The 17,255-nt window shown below is 63.0% G+C and carries 13 protein-coding genes; 3 read left to right on the forward strand and 10 right to left on the reverse strand.

Annotation, left to right across the window (positions count from 1 at the left end; genetic code table 11):
• Positions 1–19: 19 nt before the first annotated feature.
• The 6 genes from LSO07_RS23695 to LSO07_RS23720 all read right to left on the reverse strand — a co-directional run bounded on the left by LSO07_RS23695 (position 20) and on the right by LSO07_RS23720 (position 7,814).
• Positions 20–883, reverse strand: a complete 864-nt coding sequence (locus LSO07_RS23695) for a MinD/ParA family ATP-binding protein (protein WP_034785294.1) — start codon at positions 881–883, stop codon at positions 20–22.
• Entirely contained in the window at positions 876–2,204 is a 1,329-nt protein-coding gene (gene flhF, locus LSO07_RS23700; RefSeq protein ID WP_034785293.1) for a flagellar biosynthesis protein FlhF, read from the reverse strand. The genes LSO07_RS23695 and flhF overlap by 8 nt, the downstream gene beginning before the upstream one ends.
• A 267-nt stretch (positions 2,205–2,471) precedes the next feature.
• Positions 2,472–4,568: a flagellar biosynthesis protein FlhA gene (gene flhA / locus LSO07_RS23705; protein WP_151096722.1), complete on the reverse strand. Its 2,097-nt coding sequence runs from the start codon at positions 4,566–4,568 to the stop codon at positions 2,472–2,474.
• Positions 4,565–5,758, reverse strand: a complete 1,194-nt coding sequence (gene flhB / locus LSO07_RS23710; RefSeq protein ID WP_034785289.1) for a flagellar biosynthesis protein FlhB — start codon at positions 5,756–5,758, stop codon at positions 4,565–4,567. Before flhB ends, flhA begins: the two co-directional genes overlap by 4 nt.
• A 259-nt stretch (positions 5,759–6,017) precedes the next feature.
• A complete protein-coding gene (locus LSO07_RS23715) occupies positions 6,018–7,016 on the reverse strand; it encodes a fumarylacetoacetate hydrolase family protein (protein ID WP_151096724.1) in 999 nt (332 codons plus the stop codon).
• A gap of 87 nt (positions 7,017–7,103) precedes the next feature.
• Positions 7,104–7,814: a pseudouridine synthase gene (locus tag LSO07_RS23720; RefSeq protein WP_034785285.1), complete on the reverse strand. Its 711-nt coding sequence runs from the start codon at positions 7,812–7,814 to the stop codon at positions 7,104–7,106.
• Between the two features lie 256 nt (positions 7,815–8,070).
• Between LSO07_RS23720 and LSO07_RS23725 the strand changes: the two genes are divergently transcribed.
• Positions 8,071–8,442: a hypothetical protein gene (locus LSO07_RS23725; RefSeq protein WP_151096726.1), complete on the forward strand. Its 372-nt coding sequence runs from the start codon at positions 8,071–8,073 to the stop codon at positions 8,440–8,442.
• Positions 8,443–8,809: 367 nt separating this feature from the next.
• Here the strand turns inward: LSO07_RS23725 and LSO07_RS23730 are convergent, their stop codons facing one another.
• From LSO07_RS23730 to LSO07_RS23745, 4 genes are all read right to left on the reverse strand, one after another.
• Complete coding sequence (locus LSO07_RS23730; RefSeq protein WP_034785283.1) at positions 8,810–9,811, reverse strand: S49 family peptidase; 1,002 nt, start codon at positions 9,809–9,811, stop codon at positions 8,810–8,812.
• A 39-nt stretch (positions 9,812–9,850) separates the two neighbouring features.
• A complete protein-coding gene (locus LSO07_RS23735) occupies positions 9,851–10,228 on the reverse strand; it encodes a Rieske (2Fe-2S) protein (RefSeq protein WP_099388829.1) in 378 nt (125 codons plus the stop codon).
• Positions 10,225–10,884, reverse strand: coding sequence for an HAD-IIIA family hydrolase (locus LSO07_RS23740; RefSeq protein ID WP_151096728.1), 660 nt, complete (start codon positions 10,882–10,884; stop codon positions 10,225–10,227). The genes LSO07_RS23735 and LSO07_RS23740 overlap by 4 nt, the downstream gene beginning before the upstream one ends.
• A gap of 88 nt (positions 10,885–10,972) precedes the next feature.
• On the reverse strand, positions 10,973–11,968 hold the full coding sequence (locus tag LSO07_RS23745; RefSeq protein WP_034785281.1) for an RluA family pseudouridine synthase: 996 nt from the start codon (positions 11,966–11,968) through the stop codon (positions 10,973–10,975).
• A gap of 686 nt (positions 11,969–12,654) precedes the next feature.
• Between LSO07_RS23745 and LSO07_RS23750 the strand changes: the two genes are divergently transcribed.
• Complete coding sequence (locus tag LSO07_RS23750) at positions 12,655–15,798, forward strand: Rne/Rng family ribonuclease (RefSeq protein WP_151096730.1); 3,144 nt, start codon at positions 12,655–12,657, stop codon at positions 15,796–15,798.
• A 92-nt stretch (positions 15,799–15,890) separates the two neighbouring features.
• Positions 15,891–17,228 carry a chromate efflux transporter gene (gene chrA / locus LSO07_RS23755; protein WP_151096732.1) on the forward strand — a complete coding sequence of 446 codons (1,338 nt, stop codon included), beginning with the start codon at positions 15,891–15,893 and terminating at the stop codon, positions 17,226–17,228.
• The last annotated feature ends 27 nt before the right edge of the window (positions 17,229–17,255 follow it).

Genomic DNA, 17,255 nt, shown 5'->3' on the forward strand with positions numbered 1-17,255 from the left:
TCTGGTGCTACGGTTCGATTCAGGCGCTGAACTGGTGCGGGCTCCCCGTCTGGTACAAGGTGCCGCCAAGCACCGGTGCCGCCGAACGGGCCAGCCGCTCGGCCAGTCCGCGAAACGCCACCGAGGCGCCCGCCAGCGGAAACGCATCGACCACGCTGCGGCCCAGCCGCGCCGCGCGGTGCAGATACTCGTCGGCAGGCACCGAACCCATCGAGGTCAGCTTCACGGCCAGGTAGCGGCTCGCCGCCTGCGCCATATTATCGTATACCACTTTTGCCTCGGATTCGGAAGCGCCGGTGACGAGAATACCGAACGGACGGCGCCCCAGTTCCTGGCTCAGGCGCTTGATCAGGCAGTACGCCGCCTTGATCGAGGTGGCGCTGGTCGACACTTGCACGACGATATCGGACGAGGCCATCAGGGGCACGGGGAAGCAATCGCCCTCGTCGGCCACGACGCCGTCGACCAGCACGATGCCGCTCTGGCGCGCCAGCACCTCGAACGTCTTGCCCAGGCGGCGCAGTTCGTCCTCGCCCGCATAGTCCATGCTGTCCATCAAATGGTTGCGCGCACCCAGGCTGGCCACGCCAAAGCCTTGCGGCACCTGGTGGATGACCTGGTTCAAGCCGCACTGCTGGCGCGCCACGTCGCGCAGGCTGGCGCCGTGCGCCAGTCCCAGGCGCGCCGCCACGCCATCGCTGCCGCCGCTGGCGTCGAGCAGCAGCACGTCATTGCCGCCGTAGACGAGCGAGGCGCCCAGGTTGACCAGCATGGCGCCCTTGTCGTCCTGCGGCGTGGCCGAGAGGAACGTCATGACGCGCGGCTGCGGGCCGGCCAGCATGCGGCGCAAGCCTTCGGCCTGGTCGAAATCGAAATTAGCCAAGGTGCACCCCGCGCGCTTCATTGTTGCGGGCGGCCGCCTGCGCCATCAGGAGCGGCAGTTCGGCATCGGAAAACTGCGTCGCCGCCGCATCGCGCTTGAGCTTGAAGGCGCGGTCGATCAGGTAGCCGCGGTCGGCCAGGTACAGGTCTTCCGGCACGCGCTGGCCGTTCGACACATAAAACAGGTTCAGCTTCTGGCGGATCACCACGTCGAGCACGTTGCCGATCGAGGCCGCTTCATCGAGCTTGGTCATGATGCAGCCGGCCAGGCCGCTGCCCTGGTAGGCGCGCACCACTTCGTTGAGGGTTTCCTGGGTCGCCGTGGAGTTCAGGCACAGCAGGCGTTTCACATCGGCGCCGGCGCCCGACAGCATGGCCACCTGCTCCGTGACCATCTGGTCGCGCTGGCTCACGCCGACCGTATCGATCAGCACCGTGTGCTTGTTCTTCAATTCCTTCAGGGCGATGCGCAAGTCCGCCTCGTCCTTCACGGAATGCACCATCACGCCGAGGATCTTGCCGTAGATGCGCAGCTGTTCGTGCGCGCCGATACGGTAGGCATCGGTGGTGATCAGGGCCAGCTTTTCCGGGCCGTGGCGCATCACGCAGCGGGCCGCCAGCTTGGCCGTGCTGGTGGTCTTGCCGACGCCGGTCGGGCCCACCAGGGCAAACACGCCGCCCTGCTCCAGCATGGCGTCTTCATTGGCCACCGTATTCAGGTTGCGGCTGAGGACGGTCTTGATCCAGCGCATGCTTTGCGCGCCATCGAGGCCGGCCGGCAGCTTGTCGATCAGGTAGCGCGCCAGGCTGGCCGAAAAACCGGCAGCCAGCATTTCGCGCAGCACGACGGCTTTTTGCGGCTCGCGCTGCTGCGTCGAACCCCACGAGATTTCCGCCAGCTGGGTTTCCATCATGCCGCGCATGGCACGGATTTCATTCATCATGCCGCTCATCTCGGCGGCGGCGTTTTCCTTGACGTGCGCCAGCGCGCTGGCCATCATCTGCTGCATGCGGGCCATGTCCACTGGCTCGGAGGCAGCCTGGCGCGGTGCGGCGGGACGCGGCGCGGCCGGGCGCTGTGCCGGGGCGGCCGGACGCTGCGGCGTGGCGAACTGGGTCTGCAACTGGGGACGGGGCTGGGCCATTTCGGACGCGGCCGGCGGCGACGCCAGCGAAGCGGCATCGTCATTGGCCAGCGCGAGGATTTCCACCACGCCATCGGCCTGGCGGTTCGACAGGATCACGGCATCGGGGCCCAGCGCTTCGCGCACCTTGCGCAGCGCATCGCGCGACGAGGCGCCCGTAAATTTCTTCACATTCATGACCGGCCTCCCAAGGCGGGGGTGGCGCAATATTGGCTGAACTGTGTGACCATCATCGACTCCTGTTGCTTGAGTGCTGTCTTCCACATGGACACAGATCACCCGGACAGTTTCCATTATTAGCGATGCTTGCAGGAAACGATCGAAGGAACAGGACGGGAAAGTACCCGTTATTCAGTTTGCCGAGAGGAAATTGATGTTTATTTGACCAAAGGCAAGGGCTGGGGCCAGACCCGGCGGGCCTGACCCCGGTACTAATGCTGTCAACTACTGCGCCCCCACCAGCGCCGTGACGCGGATGGTCTTGGTTTCCGGCACTTCCGCATGCGACAGCACTTTAAGCTGCGGCAAGGCGCGGCGCAGGAAACGCGACAGCAAGGCGCGCAGCGGCGCCGGCACCAGCAGCACCGGCGTCAGGCCCAGCGCTTCCTGCTGCTGCGCGGCCAGGCCCGCCTGGTGCGCGATGGTGTCGGCCAGGCCAGGCTCGATGCCGGCGCCATCGCCGCCATTGCCCATCGCCTGCATCAGCAGGCGCTCCAGGCGGCTGTCGAGCGTCATCACGGACAGTTCGGCCGCGCCGGGGAACAGTTGCTGCACGATGGCGCGGCCCAGGGCGACGCGCACCAGCGCAGTCAGGTCGTTCGGGTCTTGCGTATTGACCGTATGCTCGGCCAGAGTTTCGATGATGGTGCGCATGTCGCGGATGTGCACGCCCTCGGCCAGCAGGTTCTGCAGCACTTTTTGCAGGGTCGACAAGGACAGCATCTTCGGCACCAGGTCTTCCACCAGGCGCGGCGCATCCTTGCCCAGGTGGTCGAGCAGCGACTGCACTTCCGCGCGGCCCAGCAGCTCGGAAGCGTGCGAGGTGATCAGGTGATTCAGGTGCGTGGCCACCACGGTGCCTGCGTCGACCACCGTGTAGCCCATCGATTGGGCCTGGTCGCGCAAGCTCGCGTCGATCCAGGTGGCGGGCAAGCCGAAAGCGGGATCGTTCGTGGCCAGGCCCGGCAAGGTGCCGCTGGCCATGCCGGGATTAATCGCCAGGAACTGGCCGTTGAACGCTTCGCCCACGCCCACTTCCACGCCCTTGAGGGTGATGCGGTAGGCGGACGGCTTCAATTCCAGGTTGTCGCGGATATGCACGGGCGGTGCCAGGAAACCCACTTCCTGGGCAAATTTCTTGCGGATGCCCTTGATGCGTTTGAGCAATTCCCCGCCCTGCGTCTTGTCGACCAGGGGGATCAAACGGTAGCCCACTTCCAGGCCCAGGGTATCGACGGGCATGATGTCTTGCCAGCTGGCTTCTTCCTGCTCGGGCGCCACGGTCGCTTGCGGCACTTCGGCCGGCTTTTCGGCCGCCGCTTTTTCCTGCGTGCGTTTCTTGCTGATCAGATAGGCGGAACCGGCCAGCAACGAAGCCAGCAGGATGAAGACCATGTTCGGCATGCCGGGAATCAAGCCCATGCCGCCGATGATGCCGGCGGTAATATAGAGCACCTGCGGTTTCGCAAACAATTGCCCCACCAGCTGGGTGCCGATGTCCTGTTCGCTGGCCACGCGCGAGACGACGATACCGGCCGCCGTGGAAATGATCAGCGAAGGAATCTGCGCCACCAGGCCGTCACCGATGGCCAGCAGGGTGTAGTTCTTGAGCGCATCGGCAAAGCCCATGTCGTGCTGCAGCAAGCCCACCAGCAAGCCGCCGACGATATTGATGACGGTGACCATGATGCCGGCGATGGCGTCGCCGCGCACGTATTTGCTGGCGCCGTCCATGGCGCCGTAGAATTCCGCTTCCTGCGCCACTTCCGTGCGGCGGCGGCGCGCTTCGTCTTCGCCGATCAGGCCCGCGTTCAGGTCGGCATCGATGGCCATCTGTTTACCAGGCATGGCGTCCAGCGCGAAGCGGGCTCCTACCTCGGCGATACGGCCCGCACCCTTGGTCACCACCGTAAAGTTGATGATCGTCAAAATGATAAACACGACGATACCGACCGTGTAGTTGCCGCCGATCAAGAAGTGACCGAACGCCTCGATCACTTTACCGGCCGCGTCGGCGCCCGTATGGCCTTCCGTCAACACCACGCGCGTGGACGCCACGTTCAGCGACAGGCGCAGCATGGTCGACACGAGCAGGATGGTCGGGAACGCCATGAAGTCGAGCGGCTTGACCGTGTACAGCGCCGTCAGCAGCACGATGATGGACAGCGCGATATTAAAACTGAAGAAGATGTCGAGGATGAAGGCCGGCAGCGGCAGCACCATCATCGCCAGCAGCATGATGATGATGACAGGCGCTGCGATGCCCTTGCTGGCGTTGCCACCCATTCCGCTGAGCCAGGCTGGCATTCTCAGGCCGTTCATGGTGTACTTCCTTTATTCTTGTCTTCTGCGCCGGCTGCGGGCGGTGTCTGTGAGGCGGGATTCTGCGGGTCGAGCTCGGGCGGCACGTCGAGTTTCTTCGGCTTGTCGGGACGCTCGCCCTGGCCCTTGCCGTAGCTGCGCAGCTGGAACACGTAGGCCAGCACTTCGGCCACGGCGCCATACAGCGCCTCGGGAATTTCGTCGCCGATGTCCGTGTGCTTGTACAGCGCGCGCGCCAGGGCCGGCGCTTCCAGGATGGCAACCTTGTGTTCGCCGGCCAGTTCGCGGATCTTCGCCGCCACCTCGTCGATGCCTTTGGCCACCACCTGCGGCGCGCCGCGCGAATTCTCGCCATACTTCAAGGCCACCGCGTAGTGGGTAGGATTGGTCACCACCACGTCGGCCGTCGGTACATCGGCCATCATGCGGCGGCGCGACATTTCATGCTGCATCTGGCGTATCTTCGCCTTGATCTGCGGATTGCCGTCCGATTCCTTCGACTCTTGCTTGACTTCCTGCAAGGACATTTTCATCTTGTTAGCGTAGTGCCACATCTGGTACGGACCGTCGATGGCGGCAATCAAGCCCAGCGCGCCGACGATCAGCAAAAAGGCCGTGATCAGCAAGCTGATCAGATGAGCCGATCCGGCGCGCAAGGATTCCACCGACAAGCCCAGCACGGCGTCCTTTTGATGCTGCATCACCATCCAGGCGACGACGCCGACGACGAGGGTCTTGGCGATGGCCTTGAGCAATTCCACCAGCGCATTCTTCGAAAACATGTTGCCCAGGCCGCGAATCGGGTTGAGCTTGCCAAAATTGGGGGTGAACGCCTTGGAACTGAACAGCCAGCCGCCCACCAGCACGGGCGAGGCCAGGGCGACGAGCATGATGGCCAGCGCGTACGGCAGGCAAGTCAGCAAGACGGAGCCCACGTCGTAGCCGATGCGCAACATCATCGCATCGGGATTGAGTATCTGCTCCCGGTCCAGGGTCAGCCCGGAAACCATGACAGCCGTCAACCGCCGCACGATGGCGTCGCCGGCAAACCACAGGCAGCAGCCGGACGCCATCAGCACAGTGAACGTTGCCACTTCACGCGATCGCGGAACGTCGCCTTCCTCACGCGCCTGCTCGAGGCGCTTCGGTGACGCGGCTTCGGTCTTTTCTGCGTCGCTGTCTTCCGACATCAATCAACTCCGGTGAAGTCCTGCAGCCTGGCTAGGCGCAATACGGACTGGGCATGTGGCATTATCGGTTCAATTACCGCAACGCCATCAAGGGAAAAGGAGGGCGAATCCCCTGCTTTTCCTTTGCCTGAATGAAACAGCCGCAGGCGCCCACTTCAAAGGAGACCGAAAAATGGTCAGGGCAAGGCGCAGCCCCGAAGACAGTACGAACAGTACGGCGAGGGGTTGCAACGCAGTCATGGCCATTTTCTCGGGGCTCCTAACGGCTTTTCCTCGCCTCGGCCTGCTTGACGGTCTGCTCGATGGCGCCAAACAAGGACTTGCCGTCGTCACCCAGCACTTCCAATCGAACAACATCGCCAAACAACAGAAATGGCGTGCTGGCAACGCCATCGGCGATCATCTCCTGGTTACGTCGTTCAACGATACTGGAAAACCCCTTCTTGACTTCCTTGTTGGCGACCCCGCCCGCGCTGACCACGCTACCGGCGCGCGCGTTGCGCGTCTGGCACAGATGGGCGAGCAATTGCGGGTAATTGAACGCCATGTCGGCGCCCGCGTGGGGCTGGCCCGTCAACTTGCCGTTCAGGCTGCAGCGCAGGGCGTGATGCACCTTGCCGCCGCGCCAGGCATCGCCCAGCTCGTCAGGCGTGATGGCGACAGGAGAGCAGGCCATGGCCGGTTTCGCTTGCAGGAAACCATATCCACTCGCTTGCTCGTCCGGCACCAGGTTGCGCAAGGTGATGTCGTTGACCAGCATTAATAGCTTGATGTTCAGGTGCGCCTGGTCGGGCGTGGAGCCCATGGCCACATCTTCCGTGATGGCGGCGATGCCTGCCTCGTAATCGATGCCCCACTGCTCGTGCGCCAGGATGATCTCGTCCTGGGCGCCGAGAAAATCGTCGCTGGCGCCCTGGTACAGGCGTGGCGCATCGCGCAGATTGGCGGGCGCCTCGGCTCCCGCCGCCTTGCAGGCCCGCTCGATCTGCTGCAGGTAGGAGGCGCCGGCCACGCGCAGGCTGCTGCGCGGCAAGGGCGCCATGCAGTTGGCGGGGTCGAATTCGAAGGCGCGATGGCCGCGGCCGCTATTGATGGTCTGGTACAGCAAATCGAGCTGGGGCGCGATGAAACTCCAGTCGTCGAGCGCCTTTTGCAGGGTCGGGGCAATGCCATCGGCCAGATGGGCCGTTTTCAGGTCGCGCGAGACGACAGCCAGCTGGCCGTCGCGCGTGCCATCCTTCAGGGTAGCTAATTTCATGGGCGGGAAACTTCGTCAAATGCAGGCAATGGAGGCTAAAGACGCCAAAAAGCCGGGATATCCCCGGCTTTGGCGGTCAGGAAGGGACTAGGCCAGGAGCGCGATCTGCTCGGGCGTGAGGTAGCACCACTCGCCTTCGGCAATGCCCAGCGATTCCAGGGTCAGGCTGCCGATGGCGGAACGGTGCAGCGCGCTGCAATGGTTGCCGGCGGCGGCCAGCATGCGCTTGACCTGGTGGTATTTGCCCTGTTCCAGCACGATTTCCAGCTGGTGCTCGCCCCGCTTGACGCAGACGAGGGCCGCCAGCGGGGCCGGTTCGTCGTGCAATTGCACGCCAGCCAATAGCAGGGCCACCAGTTCATCCGTTACGGGTTCTTGCGTGGTGGCCTGATAAATCTTGGGAACGTGGCGCTTCGGCGACGATTGGGCATGGATAAACGGGCCATCGTCGGACATCAGCAGCATGCCGGTCGTATCGTGGTCGAGCCGGCCGACGGGCTGGACTTCGCGCCAGGTGAATTGTTCCGGCAGCAAGGTCAGCACGCCAGGGTGATGGCTGGGCTTGCGCGAGCATTCGAAGTTGGCAGGCTTGTTCAGCGCCAGGTACAGGTGCTGGCGGACCACCCACTCTTCTTCGAACACGTGCAGCACCAGGCCTTCGGTCTCGACGGTGGTGCGGTAATTGGTCTGGGTGACGCCATCGATGACGACATCGCCATCCTCGATGAGGGAACGACAATATTTACGGGTGCCAAAACCCTGCGATTGCAGGATGCGGTCTAGGGATAATTTACTCATGGGCGTGACTTTACCAGAAGCGGCTGGCAGCGTGAAGCGGCGGCACCTGGCGCCCGCGCGGCGGCCCAGGCAGCATGAAACCATGGCACACGCAGAAATACCAAAAAGAACAAGGTGAGATTTGGCGAGAAATGGTTGATTCCTTTGAGAAATATCAAGCGCTCGGAATATCGCATTGATAGACTGAAACTTCGGTAGGAATCCGCCTAACGAGCTTTAGGAATAATAACCAGGCAACGACCCACAAGGACATTGTATGAAGCATACCGATACCATCGCCTTACAAGGCAGCATCGCCGACATGCGCCAGCGCATCGCTGCGGAACAGGCGGCCATGCACAAAGTCAGACTCGGCGTGGCACGCTGGAGCAGCACCCCTGCGCCGCAGGATGCGGACGCGCCGCCATCACCAGCCAGCCAGACGCACTGGCATGCCGAGGCGCAATGCCATTTCATGTGCTGGCTGGAACTGGGTGGTTTTGCGCACGCGGATGCGGACGCAGACGCGGAAACCGACAGCGTGACCGCGCCTGCCACGGCGGACATACCGTCCGACACTAACGCCAGCGTCGGCGCTGCGGCAGCCAGACAGCCCCTGCCCGCGCACTGCAACGGCTGCGCCGTCTGAGCGCGGCCCGTCCGACCAGCCATGCCCTGCCTTCGCATGCCTGCCTTGCCAGCGCACCCAGACGCATCCGCCGACACCGGCCCATCCAGCACACACAAAAGGAAACGGCGGCATTGCGCCGCCGTTCCCAAGCCCCATCGGGACTTTAGTGAGGAATGTAAATTCACTCAAAACCACATCTGCGATGCGGCGAGTAGTTCCAAGACCTGCCAATCAAGTTAGTACTGACAACATAGTTGATATATCGCCCCTCCTTGAAAAGAACTACGCTTTCACTATAGCCCAAGCAGCCCCGTTTTCAAGCCAATTTACCACCTTATTGAAAATCATTCTCGATTGGCTTGCCTGCCAGCCAAGAGTGATGTCCTCAGCGCAACGCCGGTTGTGACTGCTGCACGGCCGCCTTCATGGCGCCCGCGCCCATGGCGGCGCCAAACTTTTTGAGCACCCGTTCCGGCAAGCCTTCATGCTGCGTGTAGTCGACGATGTCTTCCGCCTTGACGATATCGCGCGCCACGCTGTCGACCGTGCCGAAATCGTCGGCCAGGCCCATTTCCACGGCTTTCGCGCCCGTCCAGTACAGGCCGGAGAAGGTATCGGCCGTTTCCTTCAGGCGCTTGCCCCGTCCCGTGCGCACGACGTCGATGAATTGCTGGTGGATTTCATTGAGCATGCTCTGCGCATACGCCTTGTGTTTTTCCGTCAGTGGGCTGAACGGGTCCATGAAGCCCTTGTTCTCGCCCGCCGTCAGCAAGCGGCGCTCGACGCCGACCTTTTCCATCACGCCCGTGAAACCGAAGCCATCCATCAGCACGCCGATGGAACCGACCACGCTGGCCTTGTTGACGTAGATGCGGTCGGCGGCGGCGGCGATGTAATAGCCGCCCGAGGCGCACATTTCATCGACCACCACATATAAAGGCTTGTCCGGATAGCCCTTGCGCAGGCGCTGCATCTCGTCGACGATCATGCCGGCCTGCACGGGACTGCCGCCCGGACTATTAATATGCAGCACCACGGCCACGGAACCGGCATCGGAAAACGCCTTGTCCAGCGCGGGGATGACGACGGCGGCCGAGCCGCTGCCTTCGGACTCGATGGCGCCGCTGATGTCGATCAGGGCCGTGTGGCGCCCCAGGGTTTCGCTGTCGTCGGCCGTGTTGTAGTCATAAAACACCCACAGGGCGAACAGCACGATCAGCAGGCTGAAGACCTTGAAAAAGATGCTCCAGCGGCGGTGTGCGCGTTGTTCTTGCAAAGTGGCAAATACCAGCTTTTCCAGCACGTCGCGCTCCCAGTGTCCCGCAGGGGCGCCGTGGCCGGCGGCTGGCGCGCTGCTGGCCAGCTTGTCATTCGTGTTATCGCTCATGGTTCACTTTGCTTAAATTACAAAAAGCCCGTCCCGGCCTCAGGCCGGCAGTGGCTGGACATATTCGTCGGGTTGCCAGTACAGCTGGCCATCGCGCTCGGCCACGGCAATCGGACGCAAGCGCCCGCCCTTGCAGGGGCCACCCGCGCACAAGCCGCTTTCCGGCACATAGATGGCGCCATGCGTCGAACACATCAGGTATAAGCCGCTGGACTCGAAAAACTCGCCCTCGGCCCAGTCCAGTTCGATCGGCACGTGGGCGCAGCGGTTCAGGTAGCCATACGCCTTGCCGCCGTGGCGCACGACAAAACCGGTGGTCGTCTCGCCACCGGCCGAGACGGGAAAGCGCACGCCCTTGCCGCCATCGGCCACGGCGTCGGCGGCGCAAATGAATACATCGACAACATCGTTCATCATGCGTGCTCGCTCAGCCATTGATGCAGGTCGGCCACCGTGGCGGCCGAATACAGGGGATGGCAAGCTTGCAACTGCGCCACCGGATGCGCTCCATACTCTACGGCAATACTGGCCGCGCCGGCATTGCTTGCCATCAACAAATCATGACTGGTGTCGCCGATCATCACGGTGCGGCGCATATCCTGCCCCAGTTCGCGCGTCAGTTCCTGCAGCATGGCCGGATGGGGCTTGGAAAAGGTTTCGTCGGCGCAGCGCGTCGCATCGAACAGGGACAGCAGCTTGACGGCATTCAAGGAGCGGTTCAGGCCGACACGGCTCTTGCCCGTGGCCACCGCCAGGAAATACGCCTGCTGCGAGAGTTCCTGCAGCATTTCGTAGACGCCCGGAAACAGGGCCAGCTCATGGTCGCGCGACAGGTAGTGATAGCGGTAGCGCTCGGCCATGCGCGCATGGTATTTCGGCTCCACGTCGGGCATCACCAGCTGCATGGCTTCCTGCAAGCCCAGGCCGATCACATGCGAAGCGAGCAACTCGGTGGGAATTGGCAAGCCCAAGTCTTTGGCCGAAGCCTGGATGCACTTGACGATGGTCGAGGTACTGTCTATCAGCGTACCGTCCCAATCGAAGACGATCAGATCAAATTGCTTTCTTGCCATGTTTCCCGACGGCATAGCCGCCGGCTCCTTGATAGTGAATGACGGCGACTGACTACCTTGTGAGTAGTGTCACGCGCACAGTGCTTACTTATCGTGCGGCAACGGCCAATGGTTTGCCCAAGCTTACCAAGAAACGCTCGCATTCGGCAGCCAGCGGCGCGTTCAGGGTCATCGTCTTGCCCGTTTCCGGATGCGTAAACGTGATCTGGTGCGCGTGCAGGAACATGCGTTTCAGGGCACCGCGCGTGCTGTCGGCTTTCAACAGGGCACGGTTGAGGGCAAAGTCGCCATATTTATCGTCGCCGGCGATGGGGAAACCGGACGAAGACAGGTGCACGCGGATCTGGTGCGTGCGTCCCGTCTTCAATTCCGCTTCAAGCAAGGCGAAGTTGTGATATTTATGCAACAGTGAAAACACCGTGTGCGACGCCAGGCCATCAGCCTGCACGGCCACCCGTCGCTCGCCTTCGGCCGTCGTATATTTATGCAGCGGCAACTTGATATGCTGGCGCGCATTCTTCCAGTCGCCGGCCACCAGCACCAGGTAGCGCTTGTCCGTGACGCCATCGCGCATCTGCTCGTGCAAGTTCGTCAACGCGGAACGTTTCTTTGCCAGCAACAGCAGTCCGGACGTGTCGCGGTCCAGGCGGTGCACCAATTCCAGGAACTTGGCGTCGGGGCGCGAAGCGCGCAATTGCTCGATCACGCCGAACGACACGCCCGAGCCGCCATGCACGGCCACGCCGGCCGGCTTGTCGATGACGAGCAGCTGCGCATCTTCGAAGATGATCTTGAATTCGGCGGCCGGCGCGCCCGTGGGCGCCTTTTCGGCCACGCGCACGGGGGGAATGCGCACCACGTCGCCAGCGGCGAGACGGTACAGCTGATCGATACGGCCTTTATTAACCCGCACTTCTCCCGATCGCAAGATCCGGTAGATGTGGCTTTTAGGCACTCCCTTGCACACTCTTAATAAGTAGTTGTCGATGCGCTGGCCTGCTTCTTCCTCGGCGATCGTTACGAATTGGGCTTGCGGCTGAACCGGGGGTGTTGAAGGGGGAACAACATCATTTTGACTCTTCATTTACTATGTCTTCCCAGAAATCTCTCTAAGTCCTTCATTTTGAATATATAATTGTTTTTGCTGCGGCCCTGGCTGCTGCGAGTGTAAGAATAAAAGCACATTTTACACAGGGGCGTCTCTACCGGCCTCGCCAAATTGCAAATTCGGTGGAAAAAAATGTATATGCACCATCCCTGCGCGAATCAAGGTTGCACCGTAGTTGTAATCGGATAACGCGTGGAGATGCTGAAGTGAGTGTATTGGATTATAAGGATAAGTACCCGTTAGCGCGACTTATCGAGTCGGGCTCGCGGGTTGATGAAGTTGATAACGCTTGCCGTTTTCGCCAAACCCCGTATGCGGCCACAATACTGAGGGTTGTCGATGAATAGGCTGAGGCCAAGCCTCGCCATCGCGATCCCTGTAATGAGCCGGCTTACGATTTGGCTCTGAATTTGCTGACCACTTGCATTCTCTGCCCCCGACATCCGGGCTGCTTCAGATGAGTTGCAAGTGTCCTGTGCACTCGGCATGACGATCGACCTCACCGCGCCTGTTGCGGCCGTAACGTATACCTCGTACGCGTTGTTGCTCCGCACGCCTAGGCATTTCCCCCGCCAGCACTCCCGTTCTCGCATATATCCCTGTACTTCGCCGCTTCCCCGGAAGCGGCTTTGAGATGGCCTACGGGTCGCGGAGTTATAAAAATGAAACGCATGTTGTTTAATGCCACGCAGCAAGAAGAACTGCGCGTAGCGATTGTCGACGGACAAAAACTGATCGACATCGATATCGAGACAGCCGGGCGCGAACAGCGCAAATCCAACATCTACAAGGGCGTGATCACGCGCATCGAGCCATCGCTCGAAGCGTGCTTCGTCAGCTATGGCGAAGACCGCCACGGCTTCCTGCCTTTCAAGGAAGTTGCCCGCACGTACTTCCGTGAAGGCGTGGACGTGCGTAACGCTTCCGTCAAGGAAGCGCTGCGCGAAGGCCAGGAAATCATGGTCCAGGTGGAAAAGGAAGAGCGCGGCAACAAGGGCGCCGCCCTGACCTCGTTCGTCTCGCTGGCCGGCCGTTACCTGGTCCTGATGCCGAACAACCCGCGTGGCGGTGGCGTATCGCGCCGCGTGGAAGGGGAGGAGCGCCAGGAATTGCGCGAAACCATGGATAAACTGGACTTGCCTGCTGGCATGTCCGTCATTGCCCGCACGGCAGGCATCGGCCGCAACGTCGATGAACTGCAATGGGACTTGAATTACCTGATGCAACTGTGGCGCGCCATCGAAGGCGCCGGCAAGTCGGCCAACGGCGCTTTCCTGATCTACCAGGAATCGTCGCTCGTCATCCGCGCCATCCGCGACTACTTCCAGCCCGACATCGGCGAGATCCTGATCGACACCGACGAGATCTACGACCAGGCGCACCAGTTCATGAGCCACGTGATGCCCGACATGGTGCACCGCGTAAAACGCTACAGCGACGACGTGCCGCTGTTCTCGCGCTTCCAGATCGAACACCAGATCGAAACGGCGTACAGCCGCACCGTGCCGTTGCCATCGGGCGGCGCCATCGTTATCGACCACACGGAAGCACTGGTCTCCGTCGACGTCAACTCGGCCCGCGCCACACGCGGCTCGGACATCGAGACGACCGCCTTCAACACCAACTGCGAAGCGGCCGAAGAAGTGGCCCGCCAGCTGCGTCTGCGCGACTTGGGCGGCCTGATCGTCATCGACTTCATCGACATGGAAGTGGCAAAGAATCAGCGCGAAGTGGAACAGCGCCTGAAAGATGCGCTGCACCATGACCGTGCCCGTGTACAAATGGGCAAGATTTCCCGCTTCGGCCTGATGGAACTGTCGCGCCAGCGCCTGCGCCCTTCGCTGTCCGAAGGCTCGCACGTGACGTGCCCGCGCTGCTCCGGCACCGGCCACATCCGCGATACGGAGTCGTCCGCCCTGCAGGTGCTGCGCATCATCCAGGAAGAGGCGATGAAGGAAAACTCGGCCACCATCCACGTGCAGGTGCCCGTGGACGTGGGCGCCTTCCTGCTGAACGAAAAGCGCGGCGAAGTACTGAAAATCGAGAACCGCCACCGCATCGCCGTGATCCTGATCCCGAACAAGCATCTGGAAACGCCGCACTACAAGCTGGAACGCATCAAGCACGACGATCCGCGTCTGGAAGACAGCCAGGCCAGCTACAACCTGGCTGAAAGCGCTGAAACCGACATGGCTTACAGCAAGCGCCAGAAGGAAGAAGCCAAGCCGCGCCAGGAAGCCGTCGTCAAGACGATCACCCCTGACCAGCCGGCACCGCTGGTCGAGCGCAAGCCCGTCGAAGCGAAACCGGCTCCCGTGGCCGCGCCTGCCGCACCACAGGGCCTGATCGCCAAGATCATCAGCTTCTTCACCGGCGCCCCGGCACCGGTGGCACCGGCACCCGCCCCTGTCGCACCAGCCAAGCCGGCCGGCGCCGACCGCGGCGACCGCAACAGCCGTGGCCCGCGTGGCCGTGGCCGCAACGGCAAGCCTGGCCGCGAAGAACGCGAACCGGGCCAGGGCCGTCCAGCCCAGGACGATGCAGCAGCGGAAGCACTGGAAAAAGCGGCACGTCCGCCACGCCCACCGCGTCCACCACGCGAACCGCGTGAGGCCCGCGAAGGCGGCGATGCAATGGCGGCACCACGCGAACGCGGTGAGCGTCCTGAACGCGCCGAGCGTCCGGAACGCGCAGAACGTCCAGAGCGCGCCGAACGTCCACCGCGCCAGCCACGCGAAGGCCGCGAACCACGCGCCGACAAGGCTGTTGTGGCTGAAGTGAAAGCTGAAGAGCTGGCACTGGTTGGCGCCACCGCCAGCGCAGTGAATGTCATCGTGCCGTCCAACGGCCCGGAATCCGACGCCGCACCGGCCAACCTGCTGAAAGCGCCGGCCAATGCCGGTCCTGAAGGCGAAGAGATGGAAAACGACGTGGAAGGCGAAGAACCGCGCCGCCGCCGCCGTCGTGGTGGCCGCAACCGCAACCGCCGCGACCGCGAAACGGGCGAGCTGATCGAATCGGCAAACGGTGAAAACGAAGGCCAGGACGCACCGGTAATCAGCTTCACGGTTGCTCCGGCGCCGGAAGCTGCCGCCGATGCCGCTCCAGTAGCCGTCGTGGCTGCCGCCGCTGTCGTCGCCGTCGCTGCGCCAGTGGAAGCTGCTGCCGAAACCGCTCCTGCCATCGTGGCTGAAGTGGTCGAAGTGGTCGAAATCGCCAAGGTCGTGGACATCGCCAAGGTCGAAGAAGCCGCACCAGCCGCTGAAGTGATCGTAGCGCCAGCCCCTGTGGAAGCGGCTGCAGCGCAAGCTGAACCAGCCGCTGCCGAACCAGTACCAGCTGCCGAGTACAGCTTTGCCGAGAAAACGGAAGCTGCACCGGCGCAAGCGCCTGCTCCAGCGGAAGTCATCGTCGAAGCTGCGCCAGTCGTGGAAACGGTTGCTGTCGTGGAAACCGTCGCCGTAGCTGAAGAGGCGCCAGTCGCCGAAGCGGCACCGGCCGTGGTGGAAGCGGCCCCGGTGGTTGCCGAAGTGGCTCCCGCCCCTGTTCCTGCACCTGCTCCGGCGCCTGCCCCTGTCGTTGCTCCTGCACCGGCTCCTGCTGCGCCAGTCGCCGCGCCGCTGGACTTGAGCGCAGTGCTCGGTTCGGCCGGCCTGACCCTGGCTGCCACCGATCCGGAAAAACTGCGCCTGGCGCAGGAAGCCGCTGCCAAGGCAGTCGCTCCCGTGCGCAAGCCGCGCGAACGCAAGCCATTGCCGCCGCAATCGGATGAGCCGTTGATCCAGGTCAACACGCAACGTCCATAAGCGCGCCGGGTTCGCCCAGCCGCCAATGATGAAAGGGGAAGCTCAGGCTTCCCCTTTTTTACGTCCACTTCTTTGCCAGCCATCCGCCCGCCATGCACGAGAACGCCAATCAAGCTCCCGCCCCCGTCAGCCTGCGCAGCGCCTTCCGCTACTGGCTCAAGCTCGGCTGCGTCAGTTTTGGCGGCCCGGCCGGGCAAATCGCCATGATGCATGCGGAGCTGGTGGAAAAGCGGCGCTGGATTTCCGAGCAGCGCTTCCTGCACGCCCTCAACTACTGCATGCTGCTGCCGGGGCCGGAAGCGACCCAGCTGGCCATCTACATCGGCTGGCTGATGCACCGCACGCGCGGCGCCCTGGTGGCGGGCCTGCTGTTCTTGCTGCCCTCGCTGCTGGTGCTGATCGTGCTGTCCTGGCTCTACATGGCGTATGGCCATGTGGGCGCCATCGCCGGCGTCCTGTACGGCATCAAGCCGGCCGTCGTCGCCATCGTGCTGGCGGCCGCCTGGCGCCTGGGCCGACGCACCTTGCGCAGCCCCGGCCTGATCGCCATCGCCGCGGGCGCATTTGTCGCCATCGCCGCGCTACAGCTGCCATTTCCGCTGATCGTGCTCGCCGCAGCCCTGCTGGGCATGGCGGGCGGGCGCTGGCTGCCGGCCCACTTCCATGTCGGCGCCGCCTCGCATGGCGGCGCGGCCCGCTACGGCGCAGCCCTCATTGATGACGACACGCCCACGCCGGAGCACGCGCGCTTCAGCTGGCCGCGCCTGCTTGGCACGGCCGCCGTGGGCCTGGCCCTGGCCTTCCTCGCCTGGCTGGGCCTGGCGCTGGCGGGCGGCGCGGACCAGCCGCTGGCGCAGATGGGCGTGTTTTTCAGCAAGGCGGCCCTGCTGACGTTTGGCGGCGCGTATGCCGTGCTGCCCTACCTGGTGCAGGGCGCCGCCGACCACTACCACTGGATCACCAGTGCGCAAATGATGGATGGCCTGGCGCTGGGCGAAACGACACCCGGCCCCCTGATCATGATCGTCGCCTTCATCGGTTTTGTCGGCGGCTGGAGCCATGCCGTGACAGGGGAGCAGCTGTGGCTGGCGGGCGTGTGCGGCGCGCTCGTCGCCAGCTGGTTTACCTTCCTGCCCTCGTTCATCTTCATCCTGGCCGGCGCGCCGCTGGTGGAAGCGTCGCGCGGCAATCTGCGCCTGAGCGCGCCCCTGACGGCCATCTCGGCAGCCGTGGTGGGCGTCATCGCCAGCCTGGCCCTGTTCTTTGGCCGCCATGTCTTCTGGCAAGAAAACCCGCTGCCGCACTGGGACTGGCTGGCGATGTTCATCGCGCTGGCGGCCGGCGTGGCGCTGATCAGGTTTCAAGTGGGCACCATCAAATTGCTGCTCGCCTGTGCCATCTTCGGCCTCGTGCTATCGTATCTGCCTTGAACGACTCAACGTAAGTGGTATCACCTT

The organism is Janthinobacterium sp. PLB04 (genome assembly GCF_021165895.1).
GTDB classification, from domain to species: Bacteria; Pseudomonadota; Gammaproteobacteria; order Burkholderiales; family Burkholderiaceae_D; genus Janthinobacterium; species Janthinobacterium lividum.

Excerpts from the sequence above, each read along its gene's own strand:
- LSO07_RS23725 (WP_151096726.1), top strand. The coding sequence starts at position 8,071 with ATGAAGCATACCGATACCATCGCCTTACAAGGCAGCATCGCCGACATG.
- LSO07_RS23745 (WP_034785281.1), bottom strand. The coding sequence starts at position 11,968 with ATGAAGAGTCAAAATGATGTTGTTCCCCCTTCAACACCCCCGGTTCAG.
- LSO07_RS23740 (WP_151096728.1), bottom strand. The coding sequence starts at position 10,884 with ATGGCAAGAAAGCAATTTGATCTGATCGTCTTCGATTGGGACGGTACG.
- flhA (WP_151096722.1), bottom strand. The coding sequence starts at position 4,568 with ATGAACGGCCTGAGAATGCCAGCCTGGCTCAGCGGAATGGGTGGCAAC.
- flhF (WP_034785293.1), bottom strand. The coding sequence starts at position 2,204 with ATGAATGTGAAGAAATTTACGGGCGCCTCGTCGCGCGATGCGCTGCGC.
- chrA (WP_151096732.1), top strand. The coding sequence starts at position 15,891 with ATGCACGAGAACGCCAATCAAGCTCCCGCCCCCGTCAGCCTGCGCAGC.
- LSO07_RS23730 (WP_034785283.1), bottom strand. The coding sequence starts at position 9,811 with ATGAGCGATAACACGAATGACAAGCTGGCCAGCAGCGCGCCAGCCGCC.
- LSO07_RS23750 (WP_151096730.1), top strand. The coding sequence starts at position 12,655 with ATGAAACGCATGTTGTTTAATGCCACGCAGCAAGAAGAACTGCGCGTA.
- LSO07_RS23735 (WP_099388829.1), bottom strand. The coding sequence starts at position 10,228 with ATGATGAACGATGTTGTCGATGTATTCATTTGCGCCGCCGACGCCGTG.
- flhB (WP_034785289.1), bottom strand. The coding sequence starts at position 5,758 with ATGTCGGAAGACAGCGACGCAGAAAAGACCGAAGCCGCGTCACCGAAG.
- LSO07_RS23715 (WP_151096724.1), bottom strand. The coding sequence starts at position 7,016 with ATGAAATTAGCTACCCTGAAGGATGGCACGCGCGACGGCCAGCTGGCT.
- LSO07_RS23720 (WP_034785285.1), bottom strand. The coding sequence starts at position 7,814 with ATGAGTAAATTATCCCTAGACCGCATCCTGCAATCGCAGGGTTTTGGC.